Genomic DNA, 21,600 nt, shown 5'->3' with positions numbered 1-21,600 from the left:
GCTCTTGCGCTGTACTATAGTCCGCACATAACCCTACAAACTGTACCGAGACACGTCGTACCTTATGGAAACCCCTGTGCTCTCCGGGCTGGCCCGGCGTATTGTTCAAGTCGAGCTGCTTGACCCCCAGGTCGCCAGCAAAGCCAGTAAACAGGCCCACCAGGACAAGATCCCGCTGATCACCTATTTGGTGCAGAACAAGCTGGCCAACCCCCGTGACCTGGCTATGGTCTGCGCCGAGGAATTCGGCTACCCCTATTTCGACCTTGTCTCGCTAGACAAGGAAAGCCAGCCACCCCAGGATCTGGTCAGCGAAAAGCTGGTGCGCCAGCACAATGTACTGCCGCTGTTCAAACGCGGCTCAAGGCTTTACCTGGCGCTGAGCGACCCAACCAATCAGCAGGCGCTGAGCGACATCCAGTTTCATACCGGGCTGATGACCGATGCCGTCATTGTTGAAGACGACAAGCTGCATAGCGCCATCGACAAATATCTGGACAGCCCAACCGGTGGGCTCGGCGACATGTCCGATGCCGATCTGGATAACCTCGACGTACAGACCAGCAAAGATGAAGACAAGGGTGAAGCAACAGACGGTGCTGACGATGCGCCGATCGTACGCTTCGTCAACAAGATGCTGCTGGATGCCATTCGCATGGGCTCATCGGATTTGCACTTTGAGCCTTACGAAAAGCTCTACCGTGTGCGCTTTCGTACCGATGGCGTACTGCACGAGATGGCCAAGCCACCGGTACAACTGGGGGTGCGTATTGCCGCCCGCCTGAAGGTCATGTCAGCCATGGACATGGCCGAACGGCGCAAACCCCAGGATGGCCGGATCAAAATGAAGATTTCCAAGACCAAGGCCATCGATTTCCGGGTCAATACCCTGCCCACGCTGTGGGGCGAGAAGGTGGTGCTGCGTATTCTCGACTCGGACAGCGCCAAGATGGGTATCGACTCGCTGGGCTATGAGGAAGACCAGAAACAGATGTACCTGGACGCCCTGGCCAAACCACAGGGCATGATCCTGGTTACCGGCCCAACCGGCTCGGGCAAGACCGTCTCCCTTTATACCGGCCTGAATATTCTCAATACCATGGAGCGCAATATTTCCACTGCCGAAGATCCGGTGGAAATCAACCTTGAAGGTATCAACCAGGTCAACGTCAATCCCAAGCAGGGCCTGGACTTTGCCCAGGCCCTGCGCGCCTTTTTGCGTCAGGACCCGGATATCATCATGGTTGGTGAGATCCGCGACCTGGAAACGGCGGAAATCGCCATCAAGGCAGCCCAAACCGGGCACATGGTAATGTCTACCCTGCACACCAACAGCGCGGCAGAAACCCTGACCCGTTTGCGCAACATGGGTGTGCCCTCATTCAACATTGCTACCTCGGTCAACCTGATCATCGCCCAGCGTCTGGCGCGGCGGCTGTGCAAGAGTTGCAAGAAGCCGATGGAGGTGCCACGTGACACATTGCTGGCCGAAGGCTTTACTGAACAACAGATAGATGCCGGGTTGACCATTTATGGCCCGGTAGGTTGTGAAAATTGCAAGGATGGATACAAGGGCCGTGTCGGGATTTATGAAGTAGTTAAAATAACGCAGGCCATGCAACGTATTATCATGGAAGAAGGTAATTCCATTCAGATTTCGGATGTCGCCCAAAGCGAAGGCTTCCGCGACCTGCGCCAGTCAGCCCTGCTGAAAGTACAGCAGGGTGTGACCAGCCTGGCGGAAGTCAACCGAGTGACCAAGGACTAAGTCATGGCGCAACAAGCAGCAGTCAAAAAGCCTGTCACAGCCAAAAAGGCCAAAGAAGAAAAGGTCTACGCCTACAAGTGGGAGGGCAAGGACCGCAAGGGCACCAAGGTGACCGGCGAGATGCAGGGCGCCAACGCCGGGCTGATCAAGGCGCAACTGCGCAAGCAGGGCGTACTGGTCACCAAGGTGAACAAGAAATCGACCCTGTTCGGCAAACGCGCCAAGCCGATCAAGCCACTGGATATTGCCTTCTTTACCCGTCAGTTGGCCACCATGATGGAGGCCGGGGTGCCAATTATCCAGGCTTTCGAGATCATTGCCGAGGGCGCGGAAAACCCCAACCTGGCCAAGCTGGTCAACGATATCAAGACCGATGTAGCCGCCGGTAACACCCTGGCAGACTCTCTACGCAAATACCCTAAGTATTTCGACGACCTGTTCTGTAACCTGGTGCAGTCTGGTGAGCAGTCGGGCCGGCTGGAATCGCTGCTGGACCGCATCGCCACCTACAAGGAAAAGACCGAAGCGCTCAAGGCCAAGATCAAAAAGGCCATGACCTATCCGATTGCAGTTATCGTCGTGGCGGTTATCGTTACCGCGATTCTGTTGCTCAAGGTGGTGCCACAGTTCAAGGAGGTATTCTCCAACTTTGGCGCCGAGTTGCCAGCCTTTACCCTGTTTGTCATCGGACTATCGGAATGGCTGCAGTCCTGGTGGTTCATCCTGCTGGTTGGCTTTATCGCTATCGGTTTCGCCTATAAGCAGATCCACTTTCGCTCCAAGCCGTTCCGTGACGGCCAGGATCGGGCTCTGCTCAAAGCACCCATCGTTGGTGACATTATTTATCAGGCAGCTGTAGCACGCTATGCCCGTACCCTTTCGACCACCTTTGCCGCAGGTGTACCGCTGGTCGATGCGCTGGACTCAGTCGCCGGCGCCGCCGGCAACGTGGTGTTCTATAACGCAGTCATGAAGATCAAGGACGACGTATCCGCCGGTACTCAGCTCAACTTTGCCATGCGAACCACCAATGTATTCCCCTCATTGGCGGTACAGATGGCCGGCATTGGTGAAGAGTCCGGCTCGCTGGATGAAATGCTGGAAAAGGTCGCCGACTACTACGAGGCCGAGGTGGACAACAAGGTCGATAACCTCACCACTCTGCTCGAACCTCTGATCATGTCTGTTCTGGGTATTCTGGTGGGCGGTCTGATCATCGCCATGTACCTGCCGATCTTCCAGCTGGGCGCCGTCGTCTAATATGCCGCTTCTCGATTATCTGGCCAGCCATGTGCTGGCCTTTGTTTTGCTTTGCGGGCTGTTCGGGCTGATTGTTGGCAGCTTCCTCAATGTGGTGATTCATCGCCTGCCCATCATGCTTGAGCGCGATTGGCGCCGGCAGTGCCAGGAAATGCTCGAACCCGAGGTTGAACAGCCACCGCTGCCAACCTACAACCTGATTCTGCCGCATTCACACTGCCCGCACTGCCAGAGCGAAATCAAACCCTGGCAGAACCTGCCGGTAATCAGCTACCTGATTCTGCGCGGCCGCTGCGGCCACTGTAAGGAACGCATCAGCCCACGCTACCCGCTGGTGGAGCTGCTAACCGGCGGGTTATCGATGCTGGTAGCCTGGCAACTCGGCTTCGGCTGGGCTGCCGCCGCCATGCTGCTGCTGACCTGGGCACTGATCAGCCTCAGCCTTATCGACGCCGACACCCAGTTGCTGCCCGATGTAATAGTGCTGCCGATGCTGTGGCTGGGCCTGATCGTCAACAGCTTTGGCCTGTTCACCGATCTGGGCACTGCCCTGTGGGGTGCGGTACTTGGCTACCTGAGCCTGTGGTCGGTGTACTGGCTGTTCAAGCTGGTGACCGGCAAGGAAGGCATGGGTTATGGCGACTTCAAGCTGCTGGCCATGCTCGGCGCCTGGGGCGGCTGGCAAGTGCTGCCCCTGACCATTCTGCTGTCTTCACTGGTGGGCGCCATTCTCGGCATCATCATCCTCAAGACCCGCGGCCAATCCAACAGCACCCCCCTCCCCTTCGGCCCCTACCTGGCCATTGCCGGCTGGATTGCGTTGATCTGGGGTGACAGAATAACCAGTGGATATCTCAAGTTCGCTGGATTTTAATTGCATGATTATTGGCCTGACCGGCGGCATTGGCAGTGGCAAGAGTGCCGCCGCCGATCGCTTTGCCCAAGCTCATGGCATCCATGTGGTGGATGCCGATCTCAAATCCCGCGTAGTGGTCGAGCCCGGACGGCCGGCGCTGGGGCAGATTGTCGATCGCTTTGGCGACGCGATTCTGCTCGATAGCGGCGAACTGAACCGTGCGGCACTGCGGGAGAAGGTGTTTGCCGAACCGGCCGAACGGCGCTGGCTGGAGGCCTTGCTGCACCCGCTAATCCGCGAAGAGATCACCTCTGATCTTAGCCGGGCAGAATCACCCTACGCTCTACTGGTTTCCCCTTTGCTGGTGGAGTCTGGCCAGCACCAGATGACTCAGCGCATTCTGGTCGTCGATGTGCCGGAGGCTCTGCAAATCGCCCGGACTGCCCAGCGTGATCAGGTGCCTGAGACTCAGGTTCGCGCCATCATGCAGGCTCAGGCGCAGCGTGAGGAACGCCTGCGTCACGCCCACGATGTGATCAGCAACGACCGCGATCTGGCGGCGCTGCATGCTCAGGTCGATGCCCTGCACCAGCGCTATCTGGCACTGACCCAAGGAGCCCATGCATGACCCTGACCGTCGAGTGCCCAACCTGCAAGGCGCCCGTTGCCTGGGACGACAACTTCCCTGACCGGCCCTTCTGCTCTGCTCGCTGCCGCCTGATCGATCTCGGCGCCTGGGCAGCGGAGGAACATGTCATCCCCGGCAAGGACGACGATGAGCATGATGTGTTCTCCGAAGACTTGCCGGAGCGCTAGCGAGCTTCCTGGCAGTACATCATTATTCAACGTCATTGCGAGGCGCGAAGCACCGTGGCAATCCACCCCCCCTGGATTGCCACGGGCCTGCGGCCCTCGCAATGACAGTGTTGTTATTCTCCAGAGGCTCCCTCAGTGAAACGCATACATGTCATGGCTGCCGTAATCCGTAATGCGGCGGGGCAGATCCTTATCGCCAAACGCCCGGACGATGCTCATCAGGGTGGTTTATGGGAGTTTCCTGGCGGCAAGCTGGAGACCGACGAAGATCGCACTACCGGGTTGCGCCGGGAGCTGCTGGAAGAGCTTGGTATCAGCGTGACTCAGGCCCGCCCGCTGATCGATATTCGTCACGACTACCCTGACAAGTCGGTACGACTGGATGTGTGGCTGGTGACCGGGTTCAGCGGTGAAGCCCATGGCGCCGAGGGTCAGCCGGTGTGCTGGGTTGCGCCTTCAGAGCTGGGCAACTACAGCTTTCCAGCCGCCAATGCTCCTATCGTGCAAGCTGCCCAGTTGCCCGAACGTTACCTGATTACCCCTGACATGGCTGACGAAGGCGCGCTGTTCGCCGGGTTGGAGCAGGCTCTTGAAAACGGGATCAGGCTGGTGCAGCTGCGCCAGACCCAGCTTGCTGAGCGAGAGTATCGTGTCCTAACCGAGCGGGTGCTGGCCCGGTTTGGGGAGCGGTTCGACTGGCTGTTAAAGGGTAACGAGCCACCAGAGTATCCCGGCGTTGGCTGGCATCTGACCGCACGGCAGTTGCATGAGTTAGGTAGTCACGGGCTGCCGCCGCGCAGTAGCACAGGCTGGCTGGCGGCGTCCTGCCACAATGCCGAGGAACTAAGCCTGGCACAGCAGTTGGGCGTGGACTTTGTCACGCTGTCGCCGGTACTGCCAACGCCCAGCCATCCTGACGCTGCCGGACTGGGCTGGGAGGCTGCTCAGGCGCTGATTGGCAGTATCAACAAGCCCGTCTATCTGTTAGGCGGGATGAGCCCAGAGCGGCTATCGGAGGCCTTTGATGCCGGCGCACAGGGGATCGCTGGGATTCGGGGGTTGTTTTAACCCGGGAGGCGGGAGCATCCGCTCCCGCAGCGGACCACCATGCATCCCCGTCCTGGAGCAGATGCTCCAGGCTCCCAGGAAATCCCCCCAGGAAACCAGCATCCGCATCACCCCACCTGCACGACCCGCAATTCCTTGGGCATGCTGAATACGATATTTTCTTCCTGCCCGGCCAGTTCTTCGGCACCGCTGGCTCCCCATTCATGCAAACGGGCGATGACTTCACGCACCAGCACATCAGGCGCGGAAGCCCCGGCAGTGACACCAACGTTGTTGACGCCCTCAAGCCAGTCACGCTGGATTTCATCGGCGCCATCGATCAGATAGGCCGGCGTACCCATACGCTCGGACAGCTCGCGCAGGCGGTTGGAGTTGGAGCTGTTGGGGCTGCCGACCACCAGGACCAGTTCGCATTCAGCCGCCAGTTGCTTGACCGCATCCTGACGATTCTGGGTGGCATAGCAAATATCGTCCTTGCGCGGCCCATCAATGGCCGGGAAGCGCGCGCGCAGGGCATCGATCACCCGGGCGGTATCATCCATCGACAGGGTGGTCTGGGTCACAAAGGCCAAACGCTGCGGGTCACGCACCTGCAGATTGGCAACATCTTCTTCATCCTCGACCAGATAGATCGCGCCGCCGTTGCTGGCGTCGTACTGACCCATGGTGCCCTCGACTTCAGGGTGCCCGGCATGGCCGATGAGAATGCATTCACGGCCATCACGGCTGTAGCGGGCAACCTCCATATGCACCTTGGTCACCAGCGGGCAGGTGGCATCAAACACCTTGAGGCCGCGGTCAGCCGCCTGCTTGCGCACAGCCTGGGACACGCCGTGGGCGCTGAAGATGACAATCACATCATCCGGCACCTGATCGACTTCCTCGACGAACACCGCACCGCGGCTGCGCAGATCCTCGACCACGAACTTGTTGTGCACCACTTCATGGCGCACATAGATCGGTGGGCCGAAGACTTCCAGGGCGCGGTTGACGATCTCGATGGCGCGGTCGACACCGGCACAAAAACCACGGGGATTGGCCAGTTTGATCTGCATGGGGGCCTCAGGGCTGAAACGGAGAAAGGTCTGAGGATTATATCAGGGTTGGGGCGTGGGTTTTCTAGCGCCTGAAGGTGTTGCGTGCCGACGCGACACATAGCCATCCTGCCCCGCCGTGCTATCTGACAGTTTCAGCATCAGTCAGCAGCTTACGCCCTCAAGCGACGTCGAGAATCTCTACTTCGAAGGTCACTACCTTGCCGGCCAGCGGGTGATTGAAGTCGATTTCAACCACGGTGTCGCTGACGCTCTTGACCACTCCGGGCATTTCACCGCCGGCGGCGTCCTGGAAGATGATCATCAGGCCCGGCTCAGGCTCCATGTCCTTGAAACCATCCCGCGGCATGCTCTGCACATTCTGCGGGTTACCCTGACCAAAGCCGCGCTCGGGCTCGATCTCGAAGCTGCGCTGATCGCCGGCCTTGAGTCCGAACAGGCTCTGCTCGAAGCCTGGCAGCAGGCTGCCGTCACCGACCTTGAAGGTTGCGGGTTTCTTGCCAACGGTAGTGTCAACCACCTCTCCGCCGGGCAGTTTCAGGGTGAAATGCAGAGTAACCTGGCTGTCGTGAGTGATGCGGATGTCGGTCATGTACGAAGCTCAAAAATGTATGCGTTTAGGCGGTTTTCTTGCGTGGCCAGAACATGTCGGCGATCAACAGCACCGCGCCGACGGTAATCGCGCTGTCGGCAATGTTGAAGGCCGGGAAGAACCAGCTCTGCTGCCAGTGCACCAGGATAAAGTCCACCACATGCCCATGCACTACGCGGTCATACAGGTTGCCCAGTGCGCCGCCCAGGATCAACGCCAGCGCCATGGCCTCCAGCCATTTTTCCCGGGCCAGCCGGGCCAGCCAGATCACCAGCAGCACGCTGACCCCCACCGCCACGGCGATGAAGAACCAGCGCTGCCAACCGCCGGAGTCAGCCAGGAAGCTGAACGCGGCGCCCGGGTTGTAGGCCAGAGTAAAACTGAACAACCCCGGAATCACCGGTACCTGCTGGTACATCTGCAGCGTGCTGTCAGCCAGCCATTTGGTCGACAGGTCGAGGACGATCACCAGCGCCGACAACCACAACCACAGCAAGCTGCCACGCCGGGTATCAGGCATGCTGACGCACCTCGCCAGAGCCGTCGATATTCTCGACACAGCGGCCACAGATTTCCTCATGACCGGCATGCTGGCCGACATCCTCGCGGAAGTGCCAGCAGCGCACACACTTGCCGTGCCCGCTCTTGACCACCTTGAGCTTGAGCCCGGCCAGCTCGGTCTCTACCGCATCGCTACCGGCCTCGGCCAGATCAGCCACGCTGGCGTAGGAGGTGATCAGCACAAACCGCAGCTCATCGCCCAGCTTGGCCAGAGTCGCGGCCAGTGCGGGCTCGGCGTACAGCGTCACTTCGGCCTGCAGGTTACCGCCGATAACCTTGGCGTTGCGCTGATTTTCCAGCTCCTTGTTGACCGCCGCCTTGACTTCGATCACTTGGTCCCAAAACGTCCGACCCAGTTCGGCATCAGCCGGCAAGGCAGTCAGCCCTTGATACCAGGTGTTGAGCATCACTGACTCATTGCGCTCGCCCGGCAGGTATTGCCAGATTTCTTCGGCCGTGAACGCCAGAATCGGGGCAATCCAGCGCACCAGGGCTTCGGCGATGTGGTACATGGCGCTCTGGCAGGAGCGGCGCGCTACGCTGTCAGTCTGGGTGGTGTACTGACGATCCTTGATGATGTCTAGGTAGAAACCGCCCAGCTCCTGCACGCAGAAGTTGTGCACTTTCTGATAGACGTTCCAGAACTTGTAGCTGTCGTAGGCTTCAACGATCTCCTGCTGCAGGCGCAGGCTGTAATCGACTGCCCAGCGATCCAGATCGAGCATCTGCTCGGGAGCCAGCAGGTCGCGGGCCGGATCGAAGCCATTGAGGTTCGACAGCAGGAACCGCGCAGTATTGCGGATCCGCCGATAGGCGTCGGCGCTGCGCTGGAGGATCTGCTCGGACACCGCCATTTCAGCCGAATAGTCGGTGGATGAAACCCATAGCCGCAGAATATCGGCGCCCAGGGTATCGTTGACCTTCTGCGGGGCAATGGTGTTGCCCAGCGACTTGGACATCTTGCGGCCGTTTTCATCGACAGTGAAACCGTGGGTCAGCAGTCCGCGATAGGGTGCGTTGCCGTCAATCGCACAGCCGGTCAGCAAGGAGGAATGGAACCAGCCGCGGTGCTGGTCCGAGCCTTCCAGATACAGGTCAGCGCGCGGGCCCTGCTCATGCCCCATCGGGTGCGAGCAGCGCATCACGTGCCAGTGGGTGGTGCCGGAGTCGAACCAGACATCCAGGGTGTCGCTGATCTTGTCGTACTGGGCCGCTTCGTCACCCAGCAGCTCGGCTGCATCCAGGTTGAACCAGGCATCGATACCGCCCTGCTCGACCCGCTGCGCCACCTGCTCGATCAGCTCGACGGTGCGCGGGTGCAGCTCACCGGTTTCCTTATGCAGAAAGAACGGGATCGGTACGCCCCAGTTGCGCTGACGCGAGATACACCAGTCAGGGCGCCCGGCAATCATATTGTGCAGACGCTGCTTGCCCCATTCGGGCACGAACTTGGTTTGCTCAATGGCCTTGAGCGCGCGCTGGCGCAGGGTTTCACCATTGCCGACCTCGACATCCATGCCGACAAACCACTGGGCAGTGGCCCGGTAGATCAGCGGAGTTTTATGCCGCCAGCAGTGCATGTAGCTGTGGGTGATGGTCTCGTGCTTGAGCAACGCACCGAGTTCTTCCAGCTTGGCAACGATGCTGGGGTTGGCCTTCCAGATGAACTGGCCACCAAAGAACGGCAGGTCACTGGCGTAGACGCCGTTGCTCTGCACCGGCGTGAGAATGTCGTCATTGCTCATGCCGTGCTGCTTGCAGGTACGGAAGTCGTCTTCACCGTAGGCCGGGGCCGAGTGCACCACGCCAGTACCGGCGCCCAGTTCGACATAGTCGGCCAGATAGACCGGTGACAGACGTTCGTAGAGCGGGTGACGGAAGCGGATCAGGTCCAGCGCCGCACCGGCACAGGTGCCAAGCACCTGACCTTGCAGGCCGTAGCGTTCCAGACAGGCCTCGACCAGCTCCTCAGCCAGTACCAGCAAGCGCTCGCCGGTATCGACCAGCGCATAGTTGAATTCAGGATGCACGTTCAGCGCCTGGTTGGCCGGAATGGTCCAGGGTGTGGTGGTCCAGATCACGATCGCCGCTGGCTTGGGCAGGGCATCCAGACCAAAGGCCGCAGCCAGCTTGTCGGCATCTTCGATGGCGAAGGCCACGTCGATAGCGTCGGACTTTTTGTCCTGGTATTCGACCTCGGCCTCGGCCAGCGCCGAGCCACAATCAAAGCACCAGTTAACCGGCTTCAGCCCCTTGAACACAAAGCCCTGCTCAACCATCTTGCCCAGTGCGCGGATCTCGCCGGCTTCGTTGGCGTAATTCATGGTCAGATAGGGATCGTCCCAGTCGCCCAGCACACCCAGGCGAATGAAATCGGCTTTCTGACCCTCGACCTGCTCGGCGGCATAGGCGCGGCTCAGCTCACGGGTCTTGCCGGGCTCCAGATGTTTGCCATGCAGGGTTTCGATCTTGTGTTCGATCGGCAGACCGTGACAGTCCCAGCCTGGCACGTAGGGGGCATCAAACCCGGACAGGGTCTTGGAGCGGACAATCATGTCCTTGAGGATCTTGTTGACCGCATGACCGATATGAATACTGCCGTTGGCGTAGGGCGGGCCATCATGCAGGATGAACTGCGGGCGGCCCTGGCTAACCTCGCGAATGCGCTGGTACAGGCCATCGAGACGTTTGAGGGCTTCCGGCTCGCGGGTCGGCAGGCCGGCCTTCATCGGAAAATCCGTGGCGGGCAGATTCAGTGTCGCTTTGTAGTCGGTCATCTCGGTCCAGGCTCTTTATCGGTTACAAGCCCCATCGGGCCCTGGCTGCGGCAAAATCAGCCTTGATCGCCGCCTGCAATGCGTCCAACGAGTCAAACCGTTGTTCGTCGCGCAGTTTTTCATGAAACATCACGGTCAGGGTGCGACCGTACAGGTCGCCGGAGAAGTCGAACAGATGGACTTCCAGGTGCGGGCGGCCATCACCCTCGACCGTAGGGCGGGTGCCAATATTGGCCACCCCTTTGAACAACACCCCATCCAGCACGGTGCTGACCCGGTACACCCCGTTGAGAGGCGCACGCAGACGCTTGAGCTGAATGTTGGCGGTCGGCGCGCCAAGCTGGCGGCCAAGCTTTTGACCATGCAGAACACGGCCGGTAATGCTGAATGGACGACCCAGCAGACGCTCGGCCTGGGTAAAGTCGCCGCTGTCGAGCACTTCGCGGATACGGGTACTGCTGATCCGCTCGCCGCCCTCGATAATGGTATTGGCCGCTTCCACGCTAAAACCGTGGCGCTGGCCGCTTTGCTCCAGATAGGCGAAATCGCCGGTGCGATCACAGCCAAAACGGAAGTCGTCACCGACCTCCAGGTGCCGGACCCCAAGCCCGTCGACCAGCACCTGCTGAACGAACTGCTCGGCACTGAGCTCACGCAGCCGCCGGTTGAACGCCAGACACAAAACCCGATCAACACCCTGAGCTTCGAGCAGCTCCAGTTTGTCGCGCAGCCGGCTGATACGTGCCGGTGCCGCCTTGGGAGCAAAGAATTCGCGTGGTTGCGGTTCGAAGATCACTACACAGCCCGGCAGCCCCAGACGCTGGGAATGCGCGCGCAAGCGCTCGAGAATAGTCTGATGCCCGGCATGTACACCGTCGAAATTGCCGATGGTTGCCACACAGCCCCGATGCCGGGGCCGCAGGTTATGTAGGCCGCGGACCAGTTCCATAATACTCGTTGCGTGGAAGATGAATGAAACCCGGGAGTATACAGGTTTACGGGTTCCAACCGCTACCGACGCCGTAGGCACACCCGGGTCGCCACGAGCCTGTGGCCCTCGCGATGACGGGACGCAGAAATGCGGAGGGTATTAGGCTCTGCACGAAAAGTCGCCGAGCGCAGGCACTTTTCGTACAGAGCCTAGCGGCGAATATGCCGTAGCCGCAACCCAGCCGCCAACAGCGCGGCAATATAGACCCCGCCTCCGGCGCAAACCAGCACGCTCATGTGCCAGACTTTCTGCCGCCAGCCCCAGGCCAGCCATTGCTCGACCGCCGGAGTCAGCCACAACACTAGCGCCCCCATGGCGAAACAGGCCAACAACAGGCGCACAGCGAACATCGGCCAGCCCGGCTGAGCCTGGAATACACCAATCTTGCGTAGCCCCCACCACAACAAGCCAGCATTGAGCAGCGCCGACAACGAAGTGGCCAGCGCCAGACCGACGTGCTTGAGCGGCCAGATCAGAATCAGGTTCAGCACCATGTTGGCCACCATGCAGATGATCGCAATCTTGACCGGGGTCTTGGTGTCCTGGCGGGCAAAGTAGCCCGGCGCCAACACCTTGATCAGCATGAAGGTCATCACCCCCACCGCATAGGCGCGCAGCGCCGCCGCCGACTGCAACACATCACGCTCGGTCATGGCACCATAATGGAACAGGGTGGCAATCAACGGTTCAGCCAACAGCAGCAGCGCCAGTGCTGCCGGCACCCCGACCAGCAGCACCATGCGTACCGCCCAGTCCAGGGTTGCGGCAAAGGCCTTGGGGTCATCACCGGCATGCTGACGCGACAGCGCCGGCAGAATCACCGTGCCCACGGCAATGCCAAAGGCCCCCAGAGGCAGCTCAGACAGCCGGTCAGCGTAGTACAGCCAGGAAATGCTGCCGGTCTGCAGAAAGGACGCCAGCACGGTATCCAGCATCAGGTTGATCTGGCTGACCGAGACCCCGAACAGCGCCGGAATCATCAACGTCATGATCCGCTTGACGCCTTCATGCTTGCGGTCCGGGCGCGGTACCGGCAGCAGCCTGATCTGCGCCAGAAATGGCAACTGGAACAGCAACTGCAGCACCCCGGCGATGAACACACCCCAGGCCAACGCCATGATCGGCTGATCGAAGTACGGCGTCAGGCACAGCGTGGCGCCAATCATGCTGAGGTTCAGCAGCACCGGGGTGAATGCCGGCACCGCGAAACGGTTGTAGCTGTTGAGAATAGAGCCACACAGTGCGGTCAGCGAGATCAGCAGCAGATAGGGGAAGGTAATCCGCAGCATGTCGGTCGCCAGCCCGAGCTTTTCGGTATCACCATGAAACCCTGGAGCAAACAGAGTGATCAGCACTGGCGCCCCGGCCACCCCCAGCGCGGTAATCCCCACCAGCGTCAGCCCCAGAGTCCCGGCAACCTTATCAACCAGCAGTTTGACCTCAGCCAGGCTGCGCTTGGTGCGGTACTCCGACAGCACCGGCACAAACGCCTGGGCAAAAGCGCCCTCAGCGAACAGCCGCCGCAAGAAGTTGGGGATTTTGAAAGCAATAAAGAAGGCGTCGGCTTCGGACTTGGAGCCGAAATAGTTAGCCACCACCACATCACGGACCAGCCCCAGCACCCGCGACAACATGGTCATGAAGCTGACCACCAACCCTGAGCGCAGCAAGCCGGGAGCTTTGGCGTCGGGAGCGGGATTGGGTGTGGTATCGGTCATGGAAGACTCATCCGGCAAAACCGCGATGATAGCCTGTGTAGAGGGTAGTACGCACAAAAAAGCCGGCTCAAGGCCGGCTTTTTCTACAACAAGCGAACGCGATCAGGCGGCTTCAGCCATGGCCTTGATGTGAGCGTTCAGGCGGCTCTTGTGGCGAGCGGCCTTGTTCTTGTTGATGATGCCCTTATCAGCCATACGGTCGATGACCGGCACAGCAGCGGTGTAGGCTGCCTTGGCTTTGTCGAGATCTTTGGCGTCGATGGCCTTGACCACGTTCTTGATATAGGTGCGGACCATGGAGCGCAGGCTGGCATTGTGGCTGCGGCGCTTCTCGGCCTGCTTGGCGCGTTTCTTGGCTTGAGGTGAGTTGGCCACCGTCGTGCTCCTCAGAAAAACAGATGAATTAGGTACAAATAAGGTCGCGTACTATGCCGTCAGGGTTGGCTAATGTCAAGCCCGAAACACAGCCTTAAACCAACACCAGGTTATCCCGGTGCACCAATTCCGGCTCATCCAGATAACCCAGAATCCGGGAGATCGCCTCGGTCGGCTGGCCGATGATTCTGGCGGCATCCTGGGCACTGTAGTTGACCAGCCCGCGTGCCACCTCGCGCCCGTCCGGACCAACACAGACGACCATTTCGCCGCGGCGGAAATTACCCTCTACGGCCTTGACGCCAACCGGCAGCAAACTTCTACGCCCGGCAGTCAATGCCTTGACCGCACCTTCATCAATCAGCAACCGGCCACGGGTCTGCAGGTGCCCGGCCAGCCACTGCTTGCGCGCAGCCAGCATACCCTTCTCCGGCAGCAGCAGGGTGCCCAGCACCTCCCCGGCCTGCAGGCGCTCAATCACCCGCTCGATCCTGCCACCAACAATCACCGTGCCAGCCCCGGAACGTGCCGCCAGTCGCGCTGCACGCAGCTTGGTCAGCATGCCGCCACGCCCCAACGCCCCGGCACTGCCACCAGCCATGGCGTCAAGCTTGGAATCATCGGCCATGGCCTGGGTAACCAGTTCGGCATCCGGGTTATTGCGCGGGTCGGCAGTAAACAACCCGTCCCGGTCGGTCAGAATCACCAACAGATCACCTTCGACCAGATTGGTGACCAGCGCTCCCAGGGTATCGTTGTCACCGAAGCGGATTTCATCGGTCACCACGGTATCGTTCTCATTGATCACCGGGATAACCCCGAGATCCAGCAACGCCCGCAAGGTGCTGCGCGCATTCAGATAACGCTTGCGGTCCGACAAATCATCGTGGGTCAGCAATACCTGCGCGGTCGACAGACCGTGTGCCTGGAAGCTGGACTCCCAGGCCTGGACCAATCCCATCTGGCCAATCGCGGCGGCGGCCTGCATTTCATGAATGGTTTTGGGCCTTTCGCTCCAGCCCAGACGACTCATGCCTGCGGCCACGGCGCCCGATGACACCAGCACCAGTTCAGCACCCGCCTTGCGCAGTGCCACCAACTGCTCAACCCATACCGCCATGGCCGCACGATCCAGCCCACGACCATCACTGGTCAGCAAGGCACTACCGATCTTGACCACCCAACGCCGGGCGTTGGTTACCTTTTCACGCATGCTGATTCCATCAACCGAGGACAATGGGAAAACCGGCGCTCATTGTATTGCATGACGCAAGAGGGAGGCTATCGCCTCCCCCTCTCAACGCACGTAGATGATTTCCGGACCATCCTCGCCATCATCGTCATCATCGTCATCAAAGTCGTCGTCATCTTCATCCTTGAGCAACCCTTGCTTGCGCAGGGCACGACGATCATCCAGAGCCTGGATATGGGCACGCGCCTCATCTTCAATGGCCTGATCCATATCAGCCATGGCAGCAGCGTACTCCTCATCCTCGGCCATCAGACGCTCACGCTCTTCCAGCCAGTTCATCGCCGCCTGCGCCAACTCATCGGTACCCTGACGATCAGCCGCCGAGATCACGAACACCGGGCCTTCCCACTCCAGACGCTCAACCACATCATCGAGAATCGCCTGCTGCTCATCTTCCAGCAACTGGTCGCACTTGTTCAGTACCAGCCAGCGCTCACGCAACAGCAACGACGGACTGAACTTGCCCAACTCATGCACAATGGTCTCTACTGCCTCAACCGGGTCGCTTTGATCCAGGGGCGCCATATCGACCAGATGCAACAACAACCGGGTACGTGACAGATGCTTGAGGAACCGGGTTCCCAGCCCCGCACCCTCAGCCGCGCCCTCGATCACCCCGGGAATATCGGCAATCACAAAGCTGCGCAGCCGCCCAACATCTACTACACCCAGATTCGGCACCATAGTGGTGAACGGGTAGTCGGCGACTTTCGGCTTGGCGGCAGACACCGCCCGAATCAGCGTGCTCTTGCCCGCATTGGGCAACCCCAGCAGCCCAACATCAGCCAGCACTTTCAGCTCCAGCTTAAGGTCACGCAACTCCCCCAGACTACCCTGAGTAGTCTGACGCGGGGCACGGTTGACACTCGATTTGAAGCGGGTGTTGCCCAGCCCATGCCAGCCACCCTGAGCCACCAGCAGGCGCTGACCGGCTTCGGTCAGGTCACCAATGATCTCCTGGGTGCCCGCATCAATGACCGTAGTCCCAACCGGCACCGGCAGCTCCATATCTTCGCCCTTGGCGCCGGTGCAGTCCTTGCCGCGACCGTTCTCACCACGCTGCGCGTTGAAGCGGCGGGTATAACGGTAATCAACCAACGTGTTCAGATTGGGGTCGGCCACCAGGTAGATGGAGCCACCATCACCGCCATCACCCCCATCCGGACCACCCTTGGGAATGAATTTTTCGCGACGGAAGCTCATGCATCCGTTGCCGCCATCACCAGCCTTGACCGTGATGGATACCTCATCGACAAATTTCATCGCTCTCCCCTCCCGAGCGGGATGGGTTTATAAACACATGGAAAGAATAAGCCACAAACAACACGAACAAAACAAACAAAAAAGCCCCGTCTTACGACAGGGCTTTTTCAGTTCAGAGCCGATCAGGCGGTTACGACATTAACGTAACGACGACCGAACTTGCCCTTCACTTCGAACTTGATCACGCCGTCAGCCTTGGCGAACAGAGTGTGATCCTTGCCCATGCCAACGTTCTTGCCGGGGTGGAACTCAGTGCCACGCTGACGAACGATGATGTTGCCGGCAGTAGCAGCCTGGCCGCCGTACAGCTTGACGCCAAGTCGTTTGGATTCTGAATCGCGGCCGTTACGCGTGGAACCGCCTGCTTTTTTGTGTGCCATGAGTATTAACTCCTCAATCGCTTAGGCAGAGATGCCAGTAATCTTGATCTCGGTGTACCACTGACGGTGGCCCTGACGCTTCATGTGGTGCTTACGACGACGGAACTTGATGATCCGCACTTTGTCGCCACGACCATGCTCGGTCACTTCGGCAGTCACTTTGGCGCCTTCGACAACCGGGGCACCGATCTTGACGTCGTCACCATTGCCAACCAGCAGAACGCGGTCGAACTCGATGCTGGCGCCGGTTTCGGCTTCCAGCTTCTCGACCTTCAGGTATTCGCCTTCGGCGACTTTGTACTGCTTGCCACCGGTAACAATCACTGCGTACATGTTGCTTTCTCCGTAATCCTGCTCACCCGGCGCTTGGGAATAATGGTTAGTGGCCGGCATGGCTGCAAGTGAACCCGCCTATCGGGCCCGAGCTTGCCATTGTCAAAACAGGGATGCTGTGAATCGGGTTTTCGAGGGCGTGGATTCTACGCAAAGAGCAACGCCTGCGCAAGCCCAAACAGCACCCAGCCCGTCTGGCCGCATCCCGCAGTGGTGGTGGGTTTCCTTGACACCAACAGCCCCGCCACCTAGCATGCCGCCAATCTTCAGGAAAGTGTACGGTCAATGACTACCCTGCCTTTTTATTCTGCCGTGAAGGATGACTTCGAGGCGGTAAACCAGCTCATCATGCGCCAGCTCCACTCCCGGGTTCCGCTGGTCGAAAAGATTGGTCACTACATTATCGGTGCCGGCGGCAAGCGACTGCGCCCACTGGTAGTTCTGCTCGGCGCCCGGGCTTGCGGCCTCAGCGACTCGCGCCAACACAGCCTGGCGGCGATTATCGAGTTCCTGCACACCGCCACTCTGCTGCATGATGATGTGGTCGATACCTCCGATCTGCGTCGCGGCCGCTCGACCGCCAATGCCCTGTGGGGCAATGCGCCAAGTGTACTGGTAGGCGACTTCCTTTATTCCCGCGCCTTCGAAATGATGGTCGAACTGGGTGACATGGCCATCATGCGCACCTTGGCCAATGCCACCAACGTGATCGCCGAGGGCGAGGTGCTGCAACTGTCCAAGGTCCGCGACGCCAGCACCGACGAGGCTACCTATATGGAAGTGATCCGCAGCAAGACCGCCATGCTGTTCGAGGCCTCAACCCATTGCGCCGGATTGCTGGCCGGCGCCAGCCAGACGCAGACCGAAGCCTTGCGTCAGTATGGCAATGCTCTGGGGATTGCCTTCCAACTGGTCGATGACGTGCTGGACTATACCGGCGACGCCGAATCCATGGGCAAGAATGTCGGAGACGATCTGGCCGAAGGCAAGCCAACACTGCCCTTGATCTACACCATGCGCGAAGGCACTGCCGAACAGGCTCAACTGGTGCGCCAGGCCATTCAGAAAGGCGGTCTGGAAGACATCACGCCGATCCAGCAGGCGGTCAGGGATTGCGGAGCGCTGGACTACACTCTGAATCTGGCGCGCAGCCAGGTTGATGAGGCGGTTGAGTTGCTGCAGACACTGCCAGCTTCAACCTATCGCGATTCACTGGAGCAACTGGCGCGCTTCTCGATTGATCGCAGCTTCTAATAGCTCAGAGGGCAGATAGCCTCCTGGACCCCAACTCCCAATACCCCCCCTGGGAGGCGGGAGCATCCGCTCCCGCAGCGCAAGCCGGCTGCATCCCCGTCCTGGAGCAGATGCTCCAGGCTCCCAGGAAACCCGGGGAAAGCGCATGGGTCGCTCCAGCCTCAGCTTAGAGCACCTTCAACAGCTCAATATCAAACACCAGGGTGCTGTGCGGCGGGATGCTGCCAGCAGCGCGGGCGCCGTAGGCCAGCTCCGAAGGAATATACAGCCGCCACTTGGCGCCTTCCTTCATCAGTTGCAGCGCCTCGGTCCAGCCGGCAATTACGCCACCAACCGGGAATTCGGCGGGCTGGCCGCGCTTGTAGGAGCTATCGAACACCTCGCCGCTGATCAGAGTGCCTTCGTAGTGAGTCTGCACAGTCGAGCTGGCAGTTGGGGTGGCACCAGTACCTTCGCTGATAACCTCATACTGCAGACCTGACGGCAGGGTTACGACACCTTCACGCTTGGCGTTGTCCGCCAGATAGTCCACGCCCGCCTGACGCGCAGCCTGAGCGGCCTGCTCGGCTACTGCCTGCATCTTTTCCTGCAATGCCTGGAAGGCAGCCTGCAGTGCAGCTTCCTCAACTTGGCTCGGCTGACCAGCAAAGGCATCGCGCAGACCGGCAACCACAGCATCAATGCTCAGATCAGGGATATTGCTGCCAGCCAGCTGATCGCCCATCTGGCGACCGATACCATAGCTGACGCGCTGGGCGTCGTTGTCAAAACTCAGGGTCATGGCGGTTCTCCGCAAGAAAATGGCCGTAAAGCCTGACACAACGACAGGAGAAATTCACTAAAAGTGTCTTGATTAAGGTAGAATCGGGCGCTTTTTCAGCCCTTACACCTTGGGATACCTCCATGCTGGAAAAGCTCTTCCAACTTAAAGCCCACGGCACGACCGTTCGCACCGAAGTCATTGCCGGCCTGACCACCTTCCTGACCATGGCCTACATCATCTTCGTCAATCCGACGATGATGAGCGACGCTGGTATCGATCCTGGAGCGGCCTTTGTCGCCACCTGTCTGGCAGCCGCTATTGGCACATTGATCATGGGCCTGTGGGCCAACTACCCGATTGCCCTCGCCCCCGGCATGGGGCTGAACGCGATGTTCAGCTATACCGTGGTCGGCTCGATGGGCTATAGCTGGGAAGTCGCCCTGGGGGCGGTCTTCATTTCCGGTTTTCTGTTTTTCCTGCTGAGCATCTTCAAGGTCCGTGAGTGGATCATCAACAGCATTCCGCTGGCGCTGCGCTCGGCGATTGCCGCCGGGATCGGGCTGTTCCTGGCGCTGATCGCCCTGAAGAACGCCGGACTGGTGGTCGATCACCCGGTTACACTGGTAACCTTGGGCGATATGCGCCAACCAGCACCGGTTCTGGCCGCACTGGGTTTTGCCCTGATCGTCGCCCTGGCCTATCGCAAGGTTACTGGTGCGGTCATGATCGGCATTCTGGTGGTGACCGGCATCAGCCTGCTGGCTGGCCTGACCTCGTTCACTGGCGTGGTCTCGGCACCGCCGAGCCTGAAACCGACCTTCATGGAGCTGGATATCCTTGGCGCGCTGGAAGTCGGGATGATCAGCGTGATCTTCGCCTTCCTGTTCGTTGACCTGTTCGACACTTCCGGCACCCTGATCGGGGTCGCGCAACGGGCCAATCTGGTTGACAAGGACGGCAAGCTGCCGCGTCTGGGCCGTGCCCTGATGGCCGACAGTACCGCAACTATGGCCGGTGCCGCCCTGGGTACTTCGACCACCACCAGCTATGTTGAATCAGCGGCCGGCACCAGCGCCGGTGGCCGTACCGGCCTGACCGCTTGCGTGGTTGCCCTGCTGTTTCTGCTGTGCCTGTTCTTTTCGCCGCTGGCCGGCACTGTGCCTGACTACGCAACTGCGCCGGCCCTGCTGTTCGTTGCAGTACTGATGACCGGTGGCCTGGTCCAGATCGACTGGGAAGATCTGACCGTCGCCGCGCCGGTCGTGATTACCGCCATCTCCATGCCACTGACCTTCTCGATCGCGCATGGCATCGCCCTGGGTTTCATCAGTTGGACGGTAATCAAGCTGCTGGCCGGGCGCTGGCGTGACCTCAACCCCAGCCTGTATATTCTGGCCGGACTGTTCATCATCAAACTGGCGATCTTCCACTGATGGGTCTGGAATTCAATCCGCACAACTACGACCAGCAACTGGCGGACAAGCGCCAGCGGCTGGTCGACTTGCTCGCCCCCTTCGGCGCCCCGGAACCGGAGCTGTTCGCCTCACCGCCCGAACACTTCCGCCTGCGCGCCGAGTTCCGTCTGTGGTATGAGCAGGGCGTGCCGCACTATGCGATGTTCGAGCAGGGCGACAAGCGCGCGCCGGTTCTGCTGGAACAGTTGCCGATTGCCAGCCGACGCATCAATGCGCTGATGGGTCCCTTGCTGGATGCCTGCAAGGCCAATCCAGAGTTGGGCCGCAAGCTGTTCCAGGTCGAGTTTCTCACTACGCTATCAGGCCAGGCACTGGTCACCCTGTGCTACCACCGGCCGATCGACGAGAGCTGGGATCAAGCGGCCCGAGGACTGGCCGAGGCACTCGACATTCAGTTGATCGGCCGCAGCCGAGGCCGCAAGCGGGTCCTGGCCCAGGACTACATCACCGAAACCCTGACAGTCGACGAGCGCTCCTGGCATTACCAGCAGGTCGAAGGCGGTTTCACCCAGCCCAATGGCGAGGTTAACCAGAAGATGCTGAGCTGGGCGCTGAGTGCGGCCGGACACAGCGAGCGCGACCTGTTGGAACTGTATTGCGGCAACGGCAATTTCACCCTGCCGCTGTCGACCCGCTTCCGCCGGGTACTGGCCACAGAACTGGCCAAGCGCTCAGTGCATGCCGCTCAGGAAAATCTGCGCATGAACGGAGTCGACAATGTCACCCTGGTGCGTCTGGCCAGCGAGGAAGTCACCCAGGCTCTGACCGGCGTACGCGAATTCCGCAGGCTGCAGGGTATTGATCTGGCCGGTTTCGAGTTCGACACCATATTCGTCGACCCGCCACGCGCCGGCCTGGACCCTGCGACCTTGGAGCTGGTCCGTGGCTATCCACGCATCCTCTACATCTCCTGCAACCCGGAAACCCTGGCCGCCAACCTGACGCAGTTGAACAGCACGCACCAGATCACCCGCTGCGCCCTGTTCGACCAGTTCCCCTATACCCATCACATGGAAGCCGGGGTATTGCTGGAACGGCGCTGA

21 protein-coding genes are annotated in these 21,600 nt (G+C 60.0%); 9 read left to right on the top strand and 12 right to left on the bottom strand.

The window, feature by feature from the left end:
* The first annotated feature begins 64 nt into the window (after positions 1-64).
* The 6 genes from pilB (at position 65) to C2846_RS00600 (ending at position 5,768) form a co-directional block, all read left to right on the top strand.
* Positions 65-1,768: a type IV-A pilus assembly ATPase PilB gene (pilB, locus tag C2846_RS00625; protein ID WP_119700447.1), complete on the top strand. Its 1,704-nt coding sequence runs from the start codon at positions 65-67 to the stop codon at positions 1,766-1,768.
* A gap of 3 nt (positions 1,769-1,771) precedes the next feature.
* The gene (locus tag C2846_RS00620) at positions 1,772-3,028 is read left to right on the top strand and encodes a type II secretion system F family protein (protein ID WP_119700446.1); all 1,257 of its coding nucleotides are present in this window, start codon (positions 1,772-1,774) and stop codon (positions 3,026-3,028) included.
* Between the two features lies 1 nt (position 3,029).
* Positions 3,030-3,902, top strand: coding sequence for a prepilin peptidase (locus C2846_RS00615; RefSeq protein WP_119700445.1), 873 nt, complete (start codon positions 3,030-3,032; stop codon positions 3,900-3,902).
* Between the two features lie 4 nt (positions 3,903-3,906).
* Positions 3,907-4,512, top strand: coding sequence for a dephospho-CoA kinase (coaE, locus tag C2846_RS00610; RefSeq protein ID WP_119700444.1), 606 nt, complete (start codon positions 3,907-3,909; stop codon positions 4,510-4,512).
* Complete coding sequence (gene yacG, locus C2846_RS00605) at positions 4,509-4,700, top strand: DNA gyrase inhibitor YacG (protein WP_080049639.1); 192 nt, start codon at positions 4,509-4,511, stop codon at positions 4,698-4,700. Before coaE ends, yacG begins: the two co-directional genes overlap by 4 nt.
* Before the next feature lie 135 nt (positions 4,701-4,835).
* Positions 4,836-5,768, top strand: a complete 933-nt coding sequence (locus tag C2846_RS00600) for a Nudix family hydrolase (protein ID WP_119700443.1) — start codon at positions 4,836-4,838, stop codon at positions 5,766-5,768.
* Between the two features lie 107 nt (positions 5,769-5,875).
* On the opposite strand, the gene ispH is transcribed toward C2846_RS00600, so the two are convergent.
* The 11 genes from ispH to rplU all read right to left on the bottom strand — a co-directional run bounded on the left by ispH (position 5,876) and on the right by rplU (position 17,065).
* Entirely contained in the window at positions 5,876-6,823 is a 948-nt protein-coding gene (ispH, locus tag C2846_RS00595; RefSeq protein ID WP_119700442.1) for a 4-hydroxy-3-methylbut-2-enyl diphosphate reductase, read from the bottom strand.
* Positions 6,824-6,983: 160 nt separating this feature from the next.
* Positions 6,984-7,415 (bottom strand): FKBP-type peptidyl-prolyl cis-trans isomerase, encoded by a 432-nt coding sequence (gene fkpB, locus C2846_RS00590; protein WP_080049636.1) that lies wholly within the window; start codon positions 7,413-7,415, stop codon positions 6,984-6,986.
* Positions 7,416-7,440: 25 nt separating this feature from the next.
* Positions 7,441-7,935: a signal peptidase II gene (gene lspA, locus C2846_RS00585; protein ID WP_080049635.1), complete on the bottom strand. Its 495-nt coding sequence runs from the start codon at positions 7,933-7,935 to the stop codon at positions 7,441-7,443.
* A complete protein-coding gene (gene ileS / locus C2846_RS00580) occupies positions 7,928-10,753 on the bottom strand; it encodes an isoleucine--tRNA ligase (protein WP_119700441.1) in 2,826 nt (941 codons plus the stop codon). The genes lspA and ileS overlap by 8 nt, the downstream gene beginning before the upstream one ends.
* Before the next feature lie 22 nt (positions 10,754-10,775).
* Positions 10,776-11,702: a bifunctional riboflavin kinase/FAD synthetase gene (ribF, locus tag C2846_RS00575; protein WP_119700440.1), complete on the bottom strand. Its 927-nt coding sequence runs from the start codon at positions 11,700-11,702 to the stop codon at positions 10,776-10,778.
* Positions 11,703-11,893: 191 nt separating this feature from the next.
* Complete coding sequence (gene murJ / locus C2846_RS00570) at positions 11,894-13,462, bottom strand: murein biosynthesis integral membrane protein MurJ (RefSeq protein ID WP_119700439.1); 1,569 nt, start codon at positions 13,460-13,462, stop codon at positions 11,894-11,896.
* Between the two features lie 102 nt (positions 13,463-13,564).
* Positions 13,565-13,837, bottom strand: coding sequence for a 30S ribosomal protein S20 (gene rpsT / locus C2846_RS00565; RefSeq protein WP_080049631.1), 273 nt, complete (start codon positions 13,835-13,837; stop codon positions 13,565-13,567).
* Positions 13,838-13,931: 94 nt separating this feature from the next.
* The gene (proB, locus tag C2846_RS00560) at positions 13,932-15,050 is read right to left on the bottom strand and encodes a glutamate 5-kinase (protein WP_080049630.1); all 1,119 of its coding nucleotides are present in this window, start codon (positions 15,048-15,050) and stop codon (positions 13,932-13,934) included.
* Positions 15,051-15,134: 84 nt separating this feature from the next.
* On the bottom strand, positions 15,135-16,352 hold the full coding sequence (cgtA, locus tag C2846_RS00555) for an Obg family GTPase CgtA (RefSeq protein WP_119700438.1): 1,218 nt from the start codon (positions 16,350-16,352) through the stop codon (positions 15,135-15,137).
* 122 nt (positions 16,353-16,474) lie between these two features.
* On the bottom strand, positions 16,475-16,732 hold the full coding sequence (gene rpmA, locus C2846_RS00550) for a 50S ribosomal protein L27 (protein ID WP_080049628.1): 258 nt from the start codon (positions 16,730-16,732) through the stop codon (positions 16,475-16,477).
* 21 nt (positions 16,733-16,753) lie between these two features.
* Complete coding sequence (gene rplU, locus C2846_RS00545) at positions 16,754-17,065, bottom strand: 50S ribosomal protein L21 (RefSeq protein WP_080049627.1); 312 nt, start codon at positions 17,063-17,065, stop codon at positions 16,754-16,756.
* Positions 17,066-17,350: 285 nt separating this feature from the next.
* On the opposite strand from rplU, the gene C2846_RS00540 reads away from it, so the two are divergent.
* A complete protein-coding gene (locus tag C2846_RS00540) occupies positions 17,351-18,319 on the top strand; it encodes a polyprenyl synthetase family protein (protein WP_080049626.1) in 969 nt (322 codons plus the stop codon).
* 166 nt (positions 18,320-18,485) lie between these two features.
* Here C2846_RS00540 and C2846_RS00535 read toward each other — a convergent pair whose 3' ends face one another.
* Positions 18,486-19,100, bottom strand: coding sequence for a BamJ family beta-barrel-assembly machinery protein (locus tag C2846_RS00535; protein ID WP_119700437.1), 615 nt, complete (start codon positions 19,098-19,100; stop codon positions 18,486-18,488).
* A gap of 122 nt (positions 19,101-19,222) precedes the next feature.
* On the opposite strand from C2846_RS00535, the gene C2846_RS00530 reads away from it, so the two are divergent.
* Entirely contained in the window at positions 19,223-20,515 is a 1,293-nt protein-coding gene (locus C2846_RS00530; protein WP_080049624.1) for an NCS2 family permease, read from the top strand.
* Positions 20,515-21,600 carry a tRNA (uridine(54)-C5)-methyltransferase TrmA gene (gene trmA / locus C2846_RS00525; RefSeq protein ID WP_119700436.1) on the top strand — a complete coding sequence of 362 codons (1,086 nt, stop codon included), beginning with the start codon at positions 20,515-20,517 and terminating at the stop codon, positions 21,598-21,600. Before C2846_RS00530 ends, trmA begins: the two co-directional genes overlap by 1 nt.

The organism is Pseudomonas jilinensis, assembly GCF_003586265.1.
GTDB lineage: Bacteria > Pseudomonadota > Gammaproteobacteria > Pseudomonadales > Pseudomonadaceae > Halopseudomonas > Halopseudomonas phragmitis.
Note: the sequence above shows the minus strand (reverse complement) of the source record. Positions and strands in the feature narration are given on the sequence as shown.

What these genes read in the sequence shown, in the direction of transcription:
- pilB (WP_119700447.1), top strand. Translation starts at nt 65, where the DNA reads ATGGAAACCCCTGTGCTCTCCGGGCTGGCCCGGCGTATTGTTCAAGTC.
- C2846_RS00620 (WP_119700446.1), top strand. Translation starts at nt 1,772, where the DNA reads ATGGCGCAACAAGCAGCAGTCAAAAAGCCTGTCACAGCCAAAAAGGCC.
- C2846_RS00615 (WP_119700445.1), top strand. Translation starts at nt 3,030, where the DNA reads ATGCCGCTTCTCGATTATCTGGCCAGCCATGTGCTGGCCTTTGTTTTG.
- coaE (WP_119700444.1), top strand. Translation starts at nt 3,907, where the DNA reads ATGATTATTGGCCTGACCGGCGGCATTGGCAGTGGCAAGAGTGCCGCC.
- yacG (WP_080049639.1), top strand. Translation starts at nt 4,509, where the DNA reads ATGACCCTGACCGTCGAGTGCCCAACCTGCAAGGCGCCCGTTGCCTGG.
- ispH (WP_119700442.1), bottom strand. Translation starts at nt 6,823, where the DNA reads ATGCAGATCAAACTGGCCAATCCCCGTGGTTTTTGTGCCGGTGTCGAC.
- fkpB (WP_080049636.1), bottom strand. Translation starts at nt 7,415, where the DNA reads ATGACCGACATCCGCATCACTCACGACAGCCAGGTTACTCTGCATTTC.
- lspA (WP_080049635.1), bottom strand. Translation starts at nt 7,935, where the DNA reads ATGCCTGATACCCGGCGTGGCAGCTTGCTGTGGTTGTGGTTGTCGGCG.
- ileS (WP_119700441.1), bottom strand. Translation starts at nt 10,753, where the DNA reads ATGACCGACTACAAAGCGACACTGAATCTGCCCGCCACGGATTTTCCG.
- ribF (WP_119700440.1), bottom strand. Translation starts at nt 11,702, where the DNA reads ATGGAACTGGTCCGCGGCCTACATAACCTGCGGCCCCGGCATCGGGGC.
- murJ (WP_119700439.1), bottom strand. Translation starts at nt 13,462, where the DNA reads ATGACCGATACCACACCCAATCCCGCTCCCGACGCCAAAGCTCCCGGC.
- proB (WP_080049630.1), bottom strand. Translation starts at nt 15,050, where the DNA reads ATGCGTGAAAAGGTAACCAACGCCCGGCGTTGGGTGGTCAAGATCGGT.
- cgtA (WP_119700438.1), bottom strand. Translation starts at nt 16,352, where the DNA reads ATGAAATTTGTCGATGAGGTATCCATCACGGTCAAGGCTGGTGATGGC.
- rpmA (WP_080049628.1), bottom strand. Translation starts at nt 16,732, where the DNA reads ATGGCACACAAAAAAGCAGGCGGTTCCACGCGTAACGGCCGCGATTCA.
- rplU (WP_080049627.1), bottom strand. Translation starts at nt 17,065, where the DNA reads ATGTACGCAGTGATTGTTACCGGTGGCAAGCAGTACAAAGTCGCCGAA.
- C2846_RS00540 (WP_080049626.1), top strand. Translation starts at nt 17,351, where the DNA reads ATGACTACCCTGCCTTTTTATTCTGCCGTGAAGGATGACTTCGAGGCG.
- C2846_RS00535 (WP_119700437.1), bottom strand. Translation starts at nt 19,100, where the DNA reads ATGACCCTGAGTTTTGACAACGACGCCCAGCGCGTCAGCTATGGTATC.
- C2846_RS00530 (WP_080049624.1), top strand. Translation starts at nt 19,223, where the DNA reads ATGCTGGAAAAGCTCTTCCAACTTAAAGCCCACGGCACGACCGTTCGC.
- trmA (WP_119700436.1), top strand. Translation starts at nt 20,515, where the DNA reads ATGGGTCTGGAATTCAATCCGCACAACTACGACCAGCAACTGGCGGAC.